Genomic DNA, 16,950 nt, shown 5'->3' with positions numbered 1-16,950 from the left:
GTGTACAGTGAAAGTTGTAAGCACGGTTCTGAGGGGAGGGAGGGAGATATATCTAAAACTCACTCCTTTACCCGACCGACAGCGCCATTTAGTTCACTTGTACTGTATGCTAAAATCTTCGTGACGCTACGATCTAACTAGCGTTGGAGCCGACAACCGAATTTGCATTCTTCGTCAGTGAGCAGAACCGCTTGCGGTTGCGGCTCAACTAGGTTTTGTGCCGTCGCGTGCAGTTTTATAATGTACGAAAGAACAGTGAAGATTAAATACCACAGGTCAAGATGAAAGGAGATCACGTTGGCTATACAGGAAGCATTTACCAGTGTCGCAGTAGATAACCTTCATTCTGCACTTGTTTGGTATGAGCGTCTCATGGGACGGCAGCCCGACATGATTCCCAACGATAATGAGGCCGTTTGGAAATTATCAGGAAAAGCATGGTTATACATAATCGGTGATGCTCAACGTGCTGGCAAGACGTTGATAACGCTTATTGTGGATGATCTTGATGGTCACGTTGCTGAGTTTAACGAACGAGGGATTTCATTTAAGTTTGTTGAAAAAGATTCAAAGATTTATCGAAGGGTAGTCGTTACTGATCCCGAAGGCAACACTTTTCAATTCACCGAACTCACAAGCCAAGACAATCAAGCGTAGCTCGTCTAATAACGGCACAACAACCGCGCTTCACCGGAACGTTGTGATATGGTTGGTTTGTTGCAAAGATTGTCTGCGTCCGGTGATCGCAATCGCTAAGCCAGAATGTTCGCATAGGTTATAAAAACTTTAGATTCGCCCAAAATCAACTAGAAATCACAAGGCGTACAATCTCCCCATGTACGACGACACCTGCCGGTTTCTTGCCGAACACTTCTCCGCCGACTTTGCCAGTTGGCTACTTGGAGAGTCTGTCGCCCTAACGGAACTCAAACCCTCTGAACTTTCCCTCGACCCGATTCGCGCCGATGCTCTGATTCTGCTTCAGTCCAACGAGTCTGTTTTGCACCTGGAATTTCAAACTCGTCCTGACCCAGAGATTCCCTTCCGCATGTTAGATTACCGCTCACGAGTCTACAGACGCGATCGCGACAAAACGATGCGACAAGTCGTGATTTATTTAAAGCAAACTGGATCTGATCTCGTCCGGCAAACCAGCTTTGCTTTAGAGCGCACTCGTCATGACTTTGACGTGGTTCGCTTGTGGGAGCAACCTGACGACCTCTTCTTGCAATATCCTGGGCTGCTTCCGTTTGCGGCTCTCAGTCAAACCAATGATCCAGAGGCAACCCTGCGTCAAGTTGCTCAAGCGGTCAATCAAATCTCAGATCCCACGACTCAAGCAAATCTAATTGCTGCTTCTGCAATTCTGGCTGGGCTAAGATTAGAAGATGAGGTCATTTATCGTGTATTACGGAGAGACATCATGCAAGAATCCACCGTTTATCGTTCAATCCAGAGAGAAGCTCAAGAAGCAAGGGATCGAGCGATCGCTATCAATCTCTTGCGTAGAGGAGTGGAGATCGACATTATTGCCCCTTCTACAGGATTATCGATCGAGGAAGTCCAACAACTTCAACAGCAAATAAATGAGTCTGCACAAAGCTGAACTCCATCCATGTGGGCTGTTAGCTCGTCAAACTCGCAAGTTGAAGTTAAGTTTTAGATAAGATCGCTTTAACACAACCTCTCAACTATTTGACACGAACGCTAAGACTAACGCTAGAGAATCCATTAGAGCTTTTCGTCGAGAGATTTAAACCGATCGTCATATTAAATCATTTTAGAGTTCCATCGACTTCCTGACGATTGACTCATAGAATTAGTTGCGGTGATACGATGGGATCATCATCGCAATTCCGACCGATTTACTGGGAAAATCCATTCTCCCAGTTTTTTGTCATCTGTTATTTGCACTGCAAACGAGATGACTGACGGCTTATACCTCTTTACCGATCGCAGCAGCAGTCTAATGGTTATATCTTCGACACCCGACTCCACCACCCGCAAGCTTTCTAAAGTCGAAGGACTCAAAGATCGCAGTGACTTTTTACGAGAACCCGTCGCGTCAGAGCTTTTAGAAGACACGACGCACTTTACTGAAGATGCAATTCAAATTCTCAAGTTTCACGGGTCTTATCAGCAAGACAACCGAGACAACCGCGCCAAAGGTCAAGAAAAAGACTATCAGATGATGCTGCGAACCCGCAGTCCGGGTGGGTTTATTCCGCCTGAGCTTTATTTGGCGCTTGATTGCATCTCTGATGATTATGGCAATCACACCATTCGAGCTACGACGCGCCAGGGCTTTCAGCTACACGGCATTCTCAAGAAGAATCTGAAAGCGTCACTGGCAGCGATCGTTCGCAATATGGGCAACACACTCGGCGCTTGTGGCGATGTCAACCGAAATGTGATGGCTCCTCCGGCTCCCTTTCGCAACCGCCCCGATTATCAATACGCCTACGCATATTCGCACACTATTGCTGATCTGCTGACTCCCCAAACGGGTGCCTATTATGAGATTTGGCTCGATGGCGAGAAATTCATTTCAGCAGAAGAGAATCCTGAAGTGATCGCGGCTCGTCAGAAAAATGGCACGGGCACGATCGTCCATGACAACCCAGAACCGATTTACGGCACGCACTATATGCCCCGTAAGTTCAAAATCAGCGTTACGGTTCCGGGCGACAACTCCGTCGATCTTTACTCACAGGATGTCAGCTTAGTTGTCTTGACTAATGAGCAAGGCGAGTTAGAAGGCTTCAACGTGTTTGCGGGCGGCGGTTTGGGACGCACGCACAACAAAGAAGAAACCTTTCCGCGATTGGCAGATGAGATCGGCTACGTCGCTAAAGATGATGTCTATAGTTTGGTGAAAGCGATCGTAGCCACTCAGCGCGATTATGGCGATCGCACCGATCGTCGTCACGCCCGAATGAAATATCTGATCGAAGACTGGGGCGTTGACAAATTTCGCGCCAAAGTCGAAGAGTATTTTGGCAAGTCGATCGAACCCTTCAAGCCCTTACCCGAATTCAAATATTTGGATTTCTTGGGATGGCATGAGCAAGGAGACGGCAAACTGTTTGTCGGGATTTCGGTCGAAAACGGTCGCGTCAAAAACGAAGGCGCTTTTCAACTCAAAACCGCCTTGCGCGAAATCGTCGAGACATTCAACCTGCCGATGCTGGTCACGCCCAGTCAGAATTTGATTCTTTACGAAATCGATCCGGCTCAAAAGTCTGAAATTCAGCAGATTCTGACTCGCTGTGGCATTAAGCGCGAAGACGAAATCGATACGCTGTTGCGCTACTCGATGGCGTGTCCCGCTTTGCCCACTTGCGGGTTGGCAACCGCCGAGTCAGAACGGGTCATTCCTACCATTCTGGAGCGTATCCGGGCACTGCTGATCAAAGTCGGACTGCCTGACGAATCGTTGATCATTCGCATGACGGGATGTCCGAATGGATGCGCCCGTCCTTATTTGGCAGAACTCGGCTTTGTCGGCAACGGCCCCGACACCTATCAAATGTGGCTAGGTGCTTGCCCCAATCAAACGCGACTGTCTCGCGCCTATGTCGAGAAACTGCACATTGACGATTTAGAAACCTTTTTAGAGCCGCTTTTTGTCTACTTTAAGCAGTCACGCACCGATCGGGAAAGCTTTGGTGATTTCTGCGATCGCGTTGGCTTTGATGCACTGCGGCAATTTGTCAGCGACTATCAGTCCGAAGGTTTCGATGAGATTGTGACGGTTTCGACCAATGACTTTGAAGACGTTGAATCGGCTGAATCTGACAAGGTGACGCTGAAATCTCGGCACCGGGTTAGCGTTCGTCGTGAGATTTATACTCGGCTTCAGCAAGCGTCTAAAACGCAAGGCAAGCCGATTACTGAACTCGTGGCAGCAGCGCTAGAAACCTATCTCGCTAACACCGATTCTTAGAGCCTCCGATCGGACTGTCTGCTGTTTGGGTAGGAGTGTTTAATTCACTCCTACTTTTTTATTGAAATTATCAGAGATTCAAAATGGCTCAGTTGCAAAGGCTTGTCATTACCGCTTCTCAAATCGATCGGCAGCAGATTGTTTTGACGGCTGAACAACAGCATTATTTAAGTCGAGTTTTGCGGCTCCGGTCAGGCGATCAGTTCATCGCCATGAACGGTCAAGGACAAGGCTGGTTAGCGGCTTTAGAATCCGATCGGGCCCAAATCCTAGAACCCATTCACGCCCATTCTGAGCTGTCGATTTCTGTAACTTTAGTGCTGGCACTCCCCAAAGGAAACGGGTTTGATGATGTGGTGCGGCAGGCAACAGAATTGGGCGTAACTTGCATTGCGCCTGTGATTAGTGACAGAACACTTCTCAATCCCAGTGCCAACAAGTTAGAACGTTGGCGACGCATTGCCCAAGAAGCGGCAGAACAATGCGAACGTCAAATCGTGCCTGAAATCTTAGATCCAGTTTCCTGGAACGATTGCCTACAAATAGAATCGTCTGATTCCGATATCTGTCGCTTAATCTGTCTAGCACGGGGCAACTCGCCGCATTTATTGAACTATCTAAATAAATCGGTTTGTCCCTCAATTACACTCGCGATCGGGACTGAAGGCGGCTGGACAGATGCCGAAATTGAAGGGGCGATCGCGGCAGGTTATCAGCCTATTTCTCTCGGTCGTCGCATTCTTCGAGCCGTGACTGCTCCGATCGTGGCGCTCTCGCTAGTTGCAGGAGTCTTGGAAAGAATGAAGAATGAAGAGTGAAGACTGAAGAGAAGAAAAAATAATCCTTTAGTCTCAGTCAAAAATGCTGAATCAAATCGCCGCCGCTTTCGATCGCCAAGACTACCGCACTGCCGCGAAGTTGCTCAAAGAATTCTTGCACGAATCGCCTCAAAACCCTTATGGGCAGCTTTATCGAGGGCGGCTCTATGAAGTGTCTGGCAAATTAGAGGTAGCCGAAGCGATTTATCGTCAACTCTTGCGAGATGTCGTCAATCCCAAAGTCGCGACTCAGGCTCGGCAAGGAATTCAGCGACTCGAAGCTTTGGCTCAAACTCGCCAACAAGCCGCGATCGCCGCCGCCACCGCAGATCCCAGAAATGCTGAACTGGGGATGTTAGTTTTAGAGGCAATCAGCAGCGACATCCGCACGACATCGGCGCAAAACTTTGCCCGAATTATGCAGCTAGATGCCTACACCGCGCGGCTACAAATTCCTCATCGCGGCTGGCGGCTTTATCGAACTGGCGCGATCGGAGAACTTCAACTCTATGGGCAGCAGCTTAGAACTGCTGAGATTCCAGTGTTTTGGGCACCGTTGAATGTGCTTCAGAGCCTGCAAGTCTTTCAAGTCCAATATTTTCAGGAGTATCAGCCGAACGCGAACACTCCGTGGAGCGAAGCTAGCGCAGTCTGCCAAAATGAGCAAGATCAATTGGGTTCTCTGAGTTTCGATTGGGCAGAAGTGACGCAGCGCGTTGAAGGACGATTGCCGATTTTTGAGCAAGTTGTGGATACCGATGCGCGACAGAGAACGCAGCGACAGCGCAAAGAACAAACCCAAGACTACGCTCATATTTGCGATTTGCATCTTCCTAAAAGACGCTGCATTTTGCGAATTTGTGACTTAAATTATCAGTTCCACCAAGGGATTGCTTTTTCAACCGCAGATTCCACTGCGATCGGTCAAGCCACCAATCGCATTCACTGGAATAATTTACTCGCGTTTCTCAACTATCAACTTCCTGAACAACCCGTTTGGTCAGAGTTCGCGCCCTTTGCAGAAACCGCGATCGAGTTTCCTAACCTGCTCAAGCGCCTTAAGTCTCACGTTCATCTCTTTGGTCAAGACGCTAGTCCGTGGAATCCGGCTTTTCATCTCTATAGTGGGTTAGCGTTTTCAAAAGATTCCTGAAGTTTAGTCCCTGAGATGGAGGCTTAAACTAGAGACGATTAACGACAATGCTATTGAAACAATTAAAGAAAACTTGGGTTAGAAAACTTCTATGAACATCATCGTGCGTTTCATCTTGGCGATCTTCTTGCCACCTCTGGCTGTTTTTCTCAACAGTGGCATTAGTTCAGCGTTTGTGATTAACATCTTGCTGACTCTTTTAGGCTGGGTTCCGGGCATAATTCACGCGGTTTGGGTGCTTCAAAAAACAGAAGAACGTAGAAACGAAGTTTATTAATGAATAAAAAAACATCCCGATCGTCAGGTCGGGATGTTTTTTAAGGGTCATCTAAAAACTCTTTGAGTTTAGTTCGATTTCATGCCGCGCGCCATGTCTAAGTAAGAGTTCATGTTTGCGCCAGGGCGACGACGAGTGCCGTTGCTGGTGGGCACCAAATATTTGGTTGCAAACTCAGCAGATGCTTCAGGCTTCGGAGCAACTGCTACAGGTGCCTTTTCTTCGACGGGCTTTTGGGCAACTGGGGCAGAGCCGTTGCTAGATGCCGCAGCCGCTAATAGCTCCGCTCGCTTAGAAGACTGTTTCGAGGTCGGTGCCGCTTCGCTAGTCGTGGCGACAGGTTTAGGGCTAGATTCGGTTGCGGAGGCGCTGACGGCAGGCTTTTTCTCAGCTTCAGCTTCGTCCATTTCTAGAAAATAGCCGGAGCCTTTCCGAGTTTTAGGAGCGCTGCCTTCGATAGATTTTTTGCCGCCGACAAGCCCGCCTAAAAAGGAAAAGATGCCGCTAAAGAAATTTTTGATGAGTTTAATAAGACCGCCCATGTGTCACTGCTCCTGGGATGTTGGCTGATATTGAAGTGCGTCGGAAATTTGCATTAATTGCGATCGCTGAGGCAAACCGCTCATCTAAAACGGATAAATGATATGCCTTGCTGATCATATAGCGTCTGGGTAGAGTCTCGATCGGACTCGCCACAACTGTTAATTGATTCGTTTTGTCTGACTTCACTAAAAGCAAATCAGCAAAGCTTAAAGATTCTCTTTAATTATGAGTCTTGATGAGATCTTCTTGCAAGACCTGCGATGCGTTTTTTGAATCGAATTTGATCGTTCTCAGCAAAAAAGGGCCTTTAAACAAAGCCCTTTTTTAGAGTTATAGAGTCCGATCGTAAGGTCAACTTCGATTAAGATCGCGCTTTAGAATCATCCGAGAACAGACCCAGCAAGGGTCCTAACACTGCGCCAAATATAAACCCTCCAGCGTGTGCCCAGTAAGCGACCCCACCGCCCTGCATACCGATGTTAGTCTTTACACCCAGACTGGCAACGCCGTAGAGCGCCTGCTGCACAAACCAGATTCCTAAATAAAAGATAGCCGGGATTCGTATCGGCAAGAAAATAATGCCGAGCGGAACAATCGTCAGCACTCTGACGTGAGGGAATCGCAGAATATAGGCTCCCATCACGCCTGCGATCGCGCCACTTGCCCCCAACGAAGGAATATCCGACCCCGATGAGAAGAACCACTGGCTTAAAGCAGCTAAGACTCCACAAGCGATGTAGAAGATCAAAAACTTGATGTGCCCCAGCCGATCTTCGACATTATTGCCAAAAATCCACAAAAACAGCATGTTGCCTGCGATGTGCAAAAAGCCCCCATGCAGAAACTGAGAGGTGATGAGCGTAATCCATTCCGGAAAGCCAGAACTGCCCGCATCGCCTCTAAAACTTTCGCTTAGCTCTCTAGGAATGACTGCCCAAGTGAAGAAAAACGACTCTAGTTGCTGCGGTGTCAGGCTCAACTGGTAGATAAAAACTAAGACATTGGCGGCGATCAGCCCATACGTAATGTAAGGGGTAATGCGCGTTGGGTTGTCGTCGCTGATCGGAAACACGAGAATCTTTCCTTGACTATCATTTAGCAGAAAGATAACTGATTTCTAGCGACTTGTCTGTTTATCTGTAGACAGATTTGCAAACCCGCCCTCCTCACGAAGTGGGGCGAAGCCCTCGCCCAATCCTTTCCCAAAATAGGAGAAGGGGAGCCGGATTCAAAGTCCCTCTCCCGCCCTGGGAGAGGAATTTAGGGTGAGGGTCAAAGGTCATCACAATGGTTGCCGGGTTAGATAGGATGTCAAATCCTGTCAGTTTAGATATTGTCTCAGCGCTTGAGCCAGCACTCGAACGTTAGGCTCCTTTAAGATTCCTAGATGATCACCGGGGATGTCATGCACCTCTAACCCTCCAATAGTCAGATCTCCCCAGCCCAAACGCGGATCTGATTCTGCCGTGACACTGATCTCCTGATCCTGTGCCCGAAACATCACGATTTGCCCCGGATAGAGTTCGGGAGCGTAGACCCCGCTTGCCTCTTGGTGATGTTGGGCATAAATCATGTCTTCTAACTCAAGCGGAAAAGGACGACCGATCGTGCGATAAACCCACCGATAAGCCTTTTCTCCGCTTGCCTTTTTCAGACTTTTCTCTAAGAGGCGACGCTTGACTCGTGCCAGCCCTTGGGACGGCTTGAGTTTCAGAAAGCGGCTGCCATAGGCAAAGAGCCGCGATCGTAAAGGCAGTTTTTGCCCAACCCCTGGTGCAGGCGTGTCAAATACCCCCAGCAGCGACACCGTTTCACCCTGAGCGTGAAGCTGTTGCGCCATTTCAAAGGCAATTACCCCGCCAAATGAGATCCCCACCAGCCGATAAGGGCCGTTGGGTTGCAGAGTTCGCAAATTTTCGATGTAGTGAGTCGCCAGGGCTTTCACGTCGTTGGGGGGCATCTCTTCGTCGTCTAACATCTGGGAAGTCAACCCATACAGGGGTTGGTCTTCTCCCAAATGGCTTGCTAACGGACGGTAAAAGTCCAACCCTCTGCCCATGACGTGAATGCCAAACAGAGGCGGCTTCGATCCCTTGGGCTGGAGGGGGACGATCGAAGACACGGCGATCGAGTCTTGTTGCAGCAAAATCGCCTGTTCTCGAATTGTCGGAGCCTGAAAGAACGCGATCACAGGCAGCTTTCTCTGGTAGGTTTGCTCAATCCGATGCATGATTTGAGTGGCAAGCAGCGAATGTCCGCCCAGGTCGGTGAAGCGATCGGTGACTCCGATCGGATGAGTGTCTAAAACCGCTTCCCAGATTTCGGTCAGTTTTTGCTCCCATTCGTTGCTCGGAGGCACGAGGTTTTTGAGGCTGACCACGTTTTCAGCCGTAGGTAACGGCAAGGCGCGTCGATCGACCTTGCGATTGGGGTTGAGCGGCATCTCATCGAGTACGACAAAGGCAGCAGGCACCATATAGTCGGGCAGATTTGCCTGGAGAAATTGACGAATGGACTCGATCGTAGAATCCGATTTTCGCGCTAATACTAGATAAGCAACCAGGTTTTTTTCGCCGTTTGCCAGTTGATGCGCCATTACGACTCCTTCAGAGACGTTAGGTGCTTGACGAAGGGCAGCTTCGATGTCGCCTAGCTCGATCCGAATACCGCGAAGCTTGATTTGAAAGTCGGCGCGACCCAAAAATTCGAGATTGCCATCGGGGTTAAAGCGCCCCAGATCACCCGTCCGATAAAATCGCTGTCCGTCGATCGTCACAAACTTCTCTTGAGTCAGGTCTTCACGATTGAGATAGCCGTTTGTCACCCCTGCGCCCCCGACATAAATCTCGCCAGCCACCCCGATCGGAACTAAATTTTGATCCAAATCATAGAGGCGCAAACTGACGTTATTAAAGGGTTTTCCGACTCGACTTTTGGTGACAACGTGATTTCTAGGAACCGGATAAGTTGCACACAGCGAAGACACTTCGCTACACCCATAGAGAACAGCAACGTTTGCGTTTTGGAATACGTTCTTTAACGTTTCTAACAAATCAGGCGCAACGGTGTCACCTCCGGTAAATACATGCTTGAGGCGACGAAATTTTGTTAAATCTAATTCGTTATCTTGAATGTAGATCAACAGTTGTCGCATCAAACTTGGAACGGTGTGCAGCATGGTCAACTGTTCTAAAGTTTGAGTCAGTCGCCCAAAGTCGAGAATGTGTTCTCGCTCAAGAATGACCAGCGTTCCGCCTGCTGCCAGAGGGGACAATAACTCAAAGAGAGAAATGCTGAACGTAAACCGAGCGATCGCAGGCATGACATCGTGACGATCGAAGCCGAGACGATCTTGCGTTGCGAGAATATAGTTGACTAAATTGCGGTGACTCGCCGCGACTCCTTTCGGCGTTCCGGTGGTGCCGGACGTGTAGATGATGTAGGCAGTCTGATCGAGGAGAAGTTCAATATCGGGGTTGTGGGTAGGGAATGGACAAATGAGATCCCACTCGCGATCGAGACAAATCGTCTGTATCCCCTGGGGCAGACTGGACAGAAGGGGGGCTTGTGTCAGCAAAACGGCTGCATCTGTGTCGTCTAAAATCATCGCCAAGCGACTGGCCGGATGAGTCGGATCTAACGGCACATAAATGCCACCTGCTTTGAGAATGCCGAGTAAACACACCGCAATCTCTAGCGACGGCTGAATGCAAACCGCCACCCGATCGCCCGGTCGAATTCCTTTGTGGGTGAGGAAATGGGCGAGTTGATTGGCGCGCTGATTGAGTTCTGCATAAGTGAGATGCTGTGACCCAAACCGCAGCGCGATCGCGGTTGGATATTCGACAGCATGGGCTTCAACATGGCGATAAATGGGAATTTGGGGATAATTTGCTGGCTGACTGTTCCACTCTACGAGCAGTTGGTGTTGCTCTGGTTGGGTTAATAGTGGCAGTGGCGCGATCGGGCAGTCTAAGTCAGCGAGCATTCCTGTCAGTAACACCTGAAAATGACCTGACAGCCGCTCGATCGTGTCTGAGTCAAACAGGGCTGCGTTGTATCTAAAAAAACCTGAAACGCTAGACGCTGACTGGAGAATGGTGAGATGTAAATCTGGGCTGTCAGTGAATTGGCAAAGGTGTTGCTTAAATTCTTTTAGCTGTTGGTCTTTGTCTTCAACGTCGGGCACGTTTTCTATTAACGTAACGATCACAGAATGATTCGATAACCATTTAGATCTTTCTGACGGCTGTGACTTCCAAACACTCTCTTGAGACACTAATGTGAGTGTTTTGCAAATATCACTAGCCAGTGTTCGGCTTTTTAGCCGACTGTGTAAATCAGCAGACAGTTCTGAGATGTGATGTTGGTTGCTTTCTCTATTAGAGAGAATTAACCCTAGGCTGATCTTTTCCTGTTGAGTGTAGCGATAGAGCAACGTCTTAAAAGCTGCCAGAATGATTGACTGAGCTTCGATCGTGCCCTGAGTTTGTGTGGTGAGAGATTGGACTAAGCGATCGGGCAGCGAAAACACCTGATAGGCAGGTTGATCAAGAGTCGAAGCCAGTTTGGGGCGATTGACGGGTAACTGTAGCTGCGATCGCGCTTCAAGAGTTTGAGGCGCTGCGATCGTCTCTTGAACATCACTCGTATCTTGAGGTTGCACAGACGTAGAAAGATTCAGGGAGATGAATGTTTTGTTTGTAACGACCACAACAGAACTCCTAAGTTTACAGGGCGCGACTTGCTTCAATGCGCCTCAAAACATGGATGGCCCCGTCACTTCTCTAATCGCTACTGGAACAGTGCAGTGACTCACCAAAACCATTAGAAATCGGGACTGACTTTAAAAAAGCTCATGTATCCATAGATGATGCATATCGAGCAACTAATCCAAGTGCTATTAGCTAGGGAACGTAACACTTTTATTTAGGTAGATTCCAGTACTCATACATAAGCTTCATAAAAACAACACAAGCGGTAAACGATTTTCATAGAAGAATTAGCTAGAAAAAGATTTGTATTGCTTGTGTATAGTAGGTCATGCCTGAACTTAAGGTGCAATCTCTCAAATTAAGAACGCATAAAATTGCTGTAAAGCAGAATCTCACTGATTAGCGGTCACAGATTTTGGAGTATCAGAGACTACAGTCTGCAAGTGATTTGGCGTAAAATACGAAACTTAACCGTGTCTTCATAAAAAAATCCTTAATCATGAAAATTACGAGTATTTACTGGTGCTTTGTCTGTTCCCTGGCTATGGTCGATGTCAAGTCAGCGCTTTTACTGAATGTTCAATTCATCAATCTCTAGAGCGAGGTGTTTCTACTTAGCCCTCACTTAGCGCTGAACTCCATAACTTAGACCTTGTAAACAGAGGAGGCTGCTATGAGTTGGTTAGTTAGAGTTGATCACATCACCTACGCTTGCGAAAAAGGAATGATTGAAAAGTGGGCGTGGTATCACCTCGAAGTTGAAGGCGGAAGACTAGTGACCCGCATTGATGATGTCGATCCTGAGAATCCTAAAAGCAGCATGAAGCTGTGGTGCATTGACTTTGGCGCGTTTGGCATTGCACTAGTTGAAGGCATCGATCGAGCAGAAAAATCTCAGGTGACTCTGTTTGCCGATTGTCACGGCGATCACAGCGTTCAACACGTCGCTTATGACACGTCAGACTTAGATAAATTTATGGATCGTCTGCAACAATATGGTTGCAACCCACTCGGAGAGCCAATCTCTAAGAAAGATGGATTTGGTATTCTCAAGCAACTATTTTGCAAAGGCTATTCTCAACTGAGTGCTTCAGAAACCCAGTTTGCAGAATATGTACAGCGTCCTAGAAGCATTCAAGAAGAGCTTGAAGTCACCTTCTCTCAAAAAGCTGGAAAAGGATTTTATCGGCAGGTTGAAGAGGCGACCGCTAAAGGAGAAATTACCACCTTCACCACCTTTTCTGCCATGCCTTCTGACTGGCTACCCCCCGCTGTTGAACTCCCCTTTTCTGCCAGTCGCAACCCTGAGCGTGTGACTAGCGAGGAGCCTACGATCTCGCAATAGTAGTTTGTTAGTATCCATTTTAGAAAGACTTGCTACAAGTAATAGAACGTGAATTCGATGAGGCTTTTCGCTGCGGTTGCCAATCCGGGCTGCCCCCTAAATCCCCCAAAATTAGGGGACTTTGAACTTAAATTCTCGGCTTGAAGTCCCCCAGAATTGAGGGATTTAGGGGGCTGAAGCGCTGAAGAACGCAGTGAAAAAACTCATCGAACTGACGCTAATAGAAGCTGCGAAACCCCGAATTCACGATCGTTAAGGAATGCGGATAGGCGACAGTCCATCATCGGGTGAAACATTGCCGATCGCTGTGTCAAAGTCATCAGAAGCAGGGATGACCGTGCCTTCTTCAAGCAAGTAGTAGATGGCCCGCACATGGGGTCCAAAAATTATTTCGTCTCCGTTTTGCAAATCGTAGGTTCTTAGCTTTCGGCTGTTAATCAGCAGTCCGTTTGCGCTTGGGTGACCTCTGAGGGTGCCATCGACAATGCGGTAATGATGAGTGCCATCGTCATTAGGCAACTGCAACAGCGTCGCGTGACGACGAGACACAAATTGAGAGGCTAGTCGAATATCGCACTTAGGATCGCGACCGATCGAGTAAGTGACTTCTTCTAGCCTTAACTCTCGCCGTCCCTGATCGTCTTCGACAACTAGGACATGATTTTGAAAAGATTCTGATGACATTGAAACAGCAATCAAAGTGAAACAAATTTGAACATTATCTGTATTCTCTAAAAGAATTGCTCGATCGGGTGTAACGCAAATCACGCCAGAAATCTGAACACCCAATCTTGCTCAGATTCTCAAAGAGAAGTCGATTCTGATTCCACCGAGAGCGATTGCCAGATCACAGACGGCAAAGTCATTTGCTCAACCAGAGGCGTGCAACCCAGCCATTGTCGCGAAATTTCGATAAACGGTTGAGGATTGCCACTCACCCAAAACTCGGTGGGTCTAGGCGATCGGACTTGCTTTAGCCCTAACAGATCAAGTTCTTGAGAGGCTGATTTCACAACATGCACTGCTGGATCGATGAGTTGCACCGATCGTGGCAACAGCGATCTTAACACGGGGGCAAGATGCGGATAATGGGTGCAGCCGTAAACGAGCGTGTCGATTTCCTGCTCAAGTAAAGGCTCTAAATACTCCTGCGCCACTTGATAGGTGTAGGGTTCGTCAATGCGGTTTGCCTCCACGATCGGCACAAACTCAGGGCAGCCAATCTGCCAAACCTCTGCCGTGGGGTCAACTTCTAAAACTGCGTCTCGATAGGCGTTACTGGCTGCGGTTGCCGGGGTCGAAATCACTCCAATTCGCTTGCCAACCTGCACAGCGGCTCGTGCGCCTGGCAAAATCACACCCAAAATTGGCAAGTCAGGAAACTCCGATCGCACCGTCTCGATCGCCAGTGCCGAACTGGTGTTACACGCCATGATCACCATTTTGACTCCGCGCTGCACCATCCAAGTCAAAATTTCCCGCACATATTGCAAAATTTCGCTGCGAGACTTGGTTCCGTAGGGCAATCGAGCCGTGTCTCCAAAATAGAGAATTGACTCATTGGGCAATTGGCGATAAAGCTCCCTTAAAACCGTTAATCCCCCAACGCCGCTATCAAAAACGCCGATGGGGGCTTGACTTGACGGTAGCTGATCGAGCAAAAACTCAGTTCGCCGACCAAAATCGGATGCTTGACTTTTCATAGATAAATGCTGACTCCTCACACACACACTCTGACCGCAGACTTTAACTCCCAATCAGGGGAAATGTCTAGATGGTTCTTAGTTTAGAGGCTAACGCCGATCGGCTCAATCCCCATCTGGTTCAGACTGCTATCGAATGTACTGCAAAATTCCTCGTGCGATCGAGTCTGCCATCTGTTTGCGATAAGCAGACGTTGAGAGTTTAGAGGCATCATCTCGCCCCGTCACAAACCCGACTTCAACGAGAACCGACGGCATCGAGGTCTTTCTCAACACATAAAATCGCGCCGTCCGCACGCCCCGATCTTGAATTCCAGTTCCCTGCAAGACGCTATTGTGAATCGATTTCGCCAAACCTGCCCCACTCTGGTAATAGTAGGTTTCTAAACCATTAATATCGGGACGGCTGAGGCTGATCGAGTTGGCGTGAATGCTGACAAACAGCGTCGCGTTGATGCGTTCTGCAAGGCTGACGCGAGGTTCTAAATCGACATCGACATTGTTGGTGGTGCGAGTCAGCACCGCTTGCACACCCTGCTGCTCTAAAGCGGCAGCCACTTGGCGACCAATATCCATAACGATTTCTTTCTCTTGCAGCCCGCCAACGCCGACGGCTCCGGGGTCAGGCCCGCCGTGTCCTGGATCGATGACGACCACGACTTTGCCATTGGGAACGCGCGGTAGCGAGATAGGTGGCACATTCGTCGCAGGCGGCACCGGAATGCTAGATCCAGGAACGCTACCCGATGAAGGCGGCACCGGGAACAGGGACGATCGCTGCAATTGCAAGGCGAGAAGCTGCTGACTCGGTTGATTAATATCCCCAATTTGCGTCCCTGCTGCGGGCAAGACCAAAATTGCCACCGTGTTCGGAGTTTCTTGCCGCAAACGGACTTGCAGCAAAGGACTGCTGGCGGTGAGTCGTGGCCCTTGCACCGATCGGGCTAACTGCGCTGAAGGAATCGTAATTCGATAAGCGCCGGATGCTCGATCCCACCCAGAGGTGTAGCGAATCGGGCGATCGGAGCGAATCAATAGCTGCCGACTGCCTTCATCTAACTCAACTGACCGAACGGTTGCTAACGCAGTGCTAGGCAACGGTTGAGAAGTCCCCGGATTGGTTGCCGTCCCAGATTGAGGCAGCAAGACAATTCCGTTTGAGCCGCTCGCGCTTGCCTGCCAGTCACCACTGCTGGGCGACGACATCAACAGCGTTAAGCGCACGACCGACGGAGACGATTGCAGTTGCGTCACCTGCACCCGACTGACTCCGTTGCGGTTGACGAGAAAATCACGAGACGAGAGGCTGGGCGAGATCGAGGCTCCATAGAGATCAACTAGCGTCTGACGACGATCGCCCGTGCGCTGGACTCGAATTTGGGGCTGACCGCCACTCGTGCGAATAAAAAATCCGTCGGGGGTCGGCTGAATGCTTTGCACTTGCGTTGCCCCGATCGCCGTGCCTGGATTGGTCGATCCGATCGGGGGCAGTGACGACGGATTGCCAGAAGTTGGTGTCGAGGTCAACTGGGGAGTCGGAAGCTGCACCGTCCAGTTTTGTGGAGACGCGCCCCGAAACCGCACTTGATTGGGGTCGATCGTATAGCCTGGTGCTAATTCGACGACGATGCGGGTCGTGTCTTTATCAAACTGCCCCACCCGCAGCGATTGAATCGATCTGCCGTTGCCGGGTTGTGTCACCGCAGGGCGACCGAGCCGAACTCCTGGCAGGTCAATCACCAGTCGAGTCGGGTTGGCAATCAGTTGTGCCTTGGGTTGCACCCCTTCGTCGGTCGTAAACTCTAAACGGTTTTGGCTGGCATCAAACCGCCAAAATTGCAGTTTGGCCGCCTGAGCGGGCAATGTAACCAGAAAAATGGCAAAAGGCAGGAGAAAAAAGAAAAAATTAGCCGCTCCTTTGGCGACGTTTCTATTTGCTTTTGCCTGTTTTTTTTCAACTAATTGAGACAATAATCCGTTGCGTTTCAAAGCAATTTCTCCTTGTATGCCTCGCAGCTCTGAGGGGTTTGACGAATCGAAAATCATCTGAACTTTAAGGTTTAAATTTCTGCGATCGGTCACATTTTCAAGCCAATACAAGGCTGAGTTAAATAACACCCTGACTCTGCCTAAAATCTAAACATTGCCGTTTGACAAACTGAATACCGTAGAGCGTTCCCCACGTTGAGGAAGATTCATCAAAGACAAAGACAATCTTTGCCCCTAGAGCTAGCAAAGCCTTTGAAAATGTCGATAATGCAGTTTTTGCCTATTAGTATTCTCAGACGAATCACACCTTTCTGGAAAATCTGCGAAAATCACAGAAATTTTATGCACCCTCGAATCTCGAAGACGCAAAGATCACGAATCAAGTTTCAGAAAGTACCTATAAGATTTTCACTCAGCGATTTTGTTTGCATAGGATCAATGATTGAGAGAGCAAAGCATTT

The 16,950-nt window shown here is 48.9% G+C and carries 14 protein-coding genes; 7 read left to right on the top strand and 7 right to left on the bottom strand.

Translation table 11 applies throughout. The annotated features are described in order from the left end of the window. Window positions 1–297 precede the first annotated feature (297 nt). The 6 genes from C7B65_RS23185 (at window position 298) to C7B65_RS23160 (ending at window position 6,194) form a co-directional block, all read left to right on the top strand. The gene (locus tag C7B65_RS23185; protein WP_146135844.1) at window positions 298–657 is read left to right on the top strand and encodes a VOC family protein; all 360 of its coding nucleotides are present in this window, start codon (window positions 298–300) and stop codon (window positions 655–657) included. 178 nt (window positions 658–835) lie between these two features. Next, window positions 836–1,606: an Rpn family recombination-promoting nuclease/putative transposase gene (locus C7B65_RS23180; protein WP_106254163.1), complete on the top strand. Its 771-nt coding sequence runs from the start codon at window positions 836–838 to the stop codon at window positions 1,604–1,606. A gap of 318 nt (window positions 1,607–1,924) precedes the next feature. Then, a complete protein-coding gene (sir, locus tag C7B65_RS23175) occupies window positions 1,925–3,946 on the top strand; it encodes a sulfite reductase, ferredoxin dependent (RefSeq protein WP_244913274.1) in 2,022 nt (673 codons plus the stop codon). An 83-nt stretch (window positions 3,947–4,029) separates the two neighbouring features. Further along, a complete protein-coding gene (locus C7B65_RS23170) occupies window positions 4,030–4,764 on the top strand; it encodes a 16S rRNA (uracil(1498)-N(3))-methyltransferase (protein ID WP_106254162.1) in 735 nt (244 codons plus the stop codon). Between the two features lie 43 nt (window positions 4,765–4,807). After that, entirely contained in the window at window positions 4,808–5,917 is a 1,110-nt protein-coding gene (locus C7B65_RS23165; RefSeq protein ID WP_106254161.1) for a tetratricopeptide repeat protein, read from the top strand. Window positions 5,918–6,008: 91 nt separating this feature from the next. Next, on the top strand, window positions 6,009–6,194 hold the full coding sequence (locus C7B65_RS23160) for a YqaE/Pmp3 family membrane protein (protein WP_106254160.1): 186 nt from the start codon (window positions 6,009–6,011) through the stop codon (window positions 6,192–6,194). Between the two features lie 68 nt (window positions 6,195–6,262). Here C7B65_RS23160 and C7B65_RS23155 read toward each other — a convergent pair whose 3' ends face one another. From C7B65_RS23155 to C7B65_RS23145, 4 genes are all read right to left on the bottom strand, one after another. Next, a complete protein-coding gene (locus C7B65_RS23155; RefSeq protein ID WP_106254159.1) occupies window positions 6,263–6,736 on the bottom strand; it encodes a hypothetical protein in 474 nt (157 codons plus the stop codon). Further along, window positions 6,720–6,923 (bottom strand): hypothetical protein, encoded by a 204-nt coding sequence (locus C7B65_RS27490; protein ID WP_146135843.1) that lies wholly within the window; start codon window positions 6,921–6,923, stop codon window positions 6,720–6,722. Before C7B65_RS27490 ends, C7B65_RS23155 begins: the two co-directional genes overlap by 17 nt. 175 nt (window positions 6,924–7,098) lie before the next feature. After that, window positions 7,099–7,809, bottom strand: a complete 711-nt coding sequence (locus C7B65_RS23150; RefSeq protein ID WP_106254158.1) for a rhomboid family intramembrane serine protease — start codon at window positions 7,807–7,809, stop codon at window positions 7,099–7,101. Between the two features lie 249 nt (window positions 7,810–8,058). Next, window positions 8,059–11,451: a non-ribosomal peptide synthetase gene (locus C7B65_RS23145; protein ID WP_181314485.1), complete on the bottom strand. Its 3,393-nt coding sequence runs from the start codon at window positions 11,449–11,451 to the stop codon at window positions 8,059–8,061. Between the two features lie 674 nt (window positions 11,452–12,125). Here C7B65_RS23145 and C7B65_RS23140 point away from each other — a divergent pair. Beyond that, a complete protein-coding gene (locus C7B65_RS23140) occupies window positions 12,126–12,797 on the top strand; it encodes a VOC family protein (RefSeq protein ID WP_106254156.1) in 672 nt (223 codons plus the stop codon). Window positions 12,798–13,049: 252 nt separating this feature from the next. Here the strand turns inward: C7B65_RS23140 and C7B65_RS23135 are convergent, their stop codons facing one another. The 3 genes from C7B65_RS23135 to C7B65_RS23125 all read right to left on the bottom strand — a co-directional run bounded on the left by C7B65_RS23135 (window position 13,050) and on the right by C7B65_RS23125 (window position 16,489). Beyond that, entirely contained in the window at window positions 13,050–13,481 is a 432-nt protein-coding gene (locus C7B65_RS23135) for an FHA domain-containing protein (protein ID WP_106254166.1), read from the bottom strand. A 119-nt stretch (window positions 13,482–13,600) separates the two neighbouring features. After that, window positions 13,601–14,500 carry a glutamate racemase gene (gene murI / locus C7B65_RS23130; RefSeq protein WP_106254155.1) on the bottom strand — a complete coding sequence of 300 codons (900 nt, stop codon included), beginning with the start codon at window positions 14,498–14,500 and terminating at the stop codon, window positions 13,601–13,603. Window positions 14,501–14,629: 129 nt separating this feature from the next. Continuing rightward, window positions 14,630–16,489: an N-acetylmuramoyl-L-alanine amidase gene (locus tag C7B65_RS23125; RefSeq protein WP_244913273.1), complete on the bottom strand. Its 1,860-nt coding sequence runs from the start codon at window positions 16,487–16,489 to the stop codon at window positions 14,630–14,632. Between the last annotated feature and the right edge of the window lie 461 nt (window positions 16,490–16,950).

The sequence above is a fragment of the Phormidesmis priestleyi ULC007 genome (genome assembly GCF_003003695.1).
In the GTDB taxonomy this organism is placed as follows: domain Bacteria; phylum Cyanobacteriota; class Cyanobacteriia; order Leptolyngbyales; family Leptolyngbyaceae; genus Phormidesmis_A; species Phormidesmis_A priestleyi_A.
Note: the sequence above shows the minus strand (reverse complement) of the source record. Positions and strands in the feature narration are given on the sequence as shown.

Bases quoted from the DNA above. Each gene is read 5' to 3' on its own strand.
- C7B65_RS23180 (WP_106254163.1), top strand. From the start codon at position 836: ATGTACGACGACACCTGCCGGTTTCTTGCCGAACACTTCTCCGCCGAC.
- C7B65_RS23170 (WP_106254162.1), top strand. From the start codon at position 4,030: ATGGCTCAGTTGCAAAGGCTTGTCATTACCGCTTCTCAAATCGATCGG.
- C7B65_RS23140 (WP_106254156.1), top strand. From the start codon at position 12,126: ATGAGTTGGTTAGTTAGAGTTGATCACATCACCTACGCTTGCGAAAAA.
- C7B65_RS23135 (WP_106254166.1), bottom strand. From the start codon at position 13,481: ATGTCATCAGAATCTTTTCAAAATCATGTCCTAGTTGTCGAAGACGAT.
- sir (WP_244913274.1), top strand. From the start codon at position 1,925: ATGACTGACGGCTTATACCTCTTTACCGATCGCAGCAGCAGTCTAATG.
- C7B65_RS23160 (WP_106254160.1), top strand. From the start codon at position 6,009: ATGAACATCATCGTGCGTTTCATCTTGGCGATCTTCTTGCCACCTCTG.
- murI (WP_106254155.1), bottom strand. From the start codon at position 14,500: ATGAAAAGTCAAGCATCCGATTTTGGTCGGCGAACTGAGTTTTTGCTC.
- C7B65_RS23155 (WP_106254159.1), bottom strand. From the start codon at position 6,736: ATGGGCGGTCTTATTAAACTCATCAAAAATTTCTTTAGCGGCATCTTT.
- C7B65_RS23165 (WP_106254161.1), top strand. From the start codon at position 4,808: ATGCTGAATCAAATCGCCGCCGCTTTCGATCGCCAAGACTACCGCACT.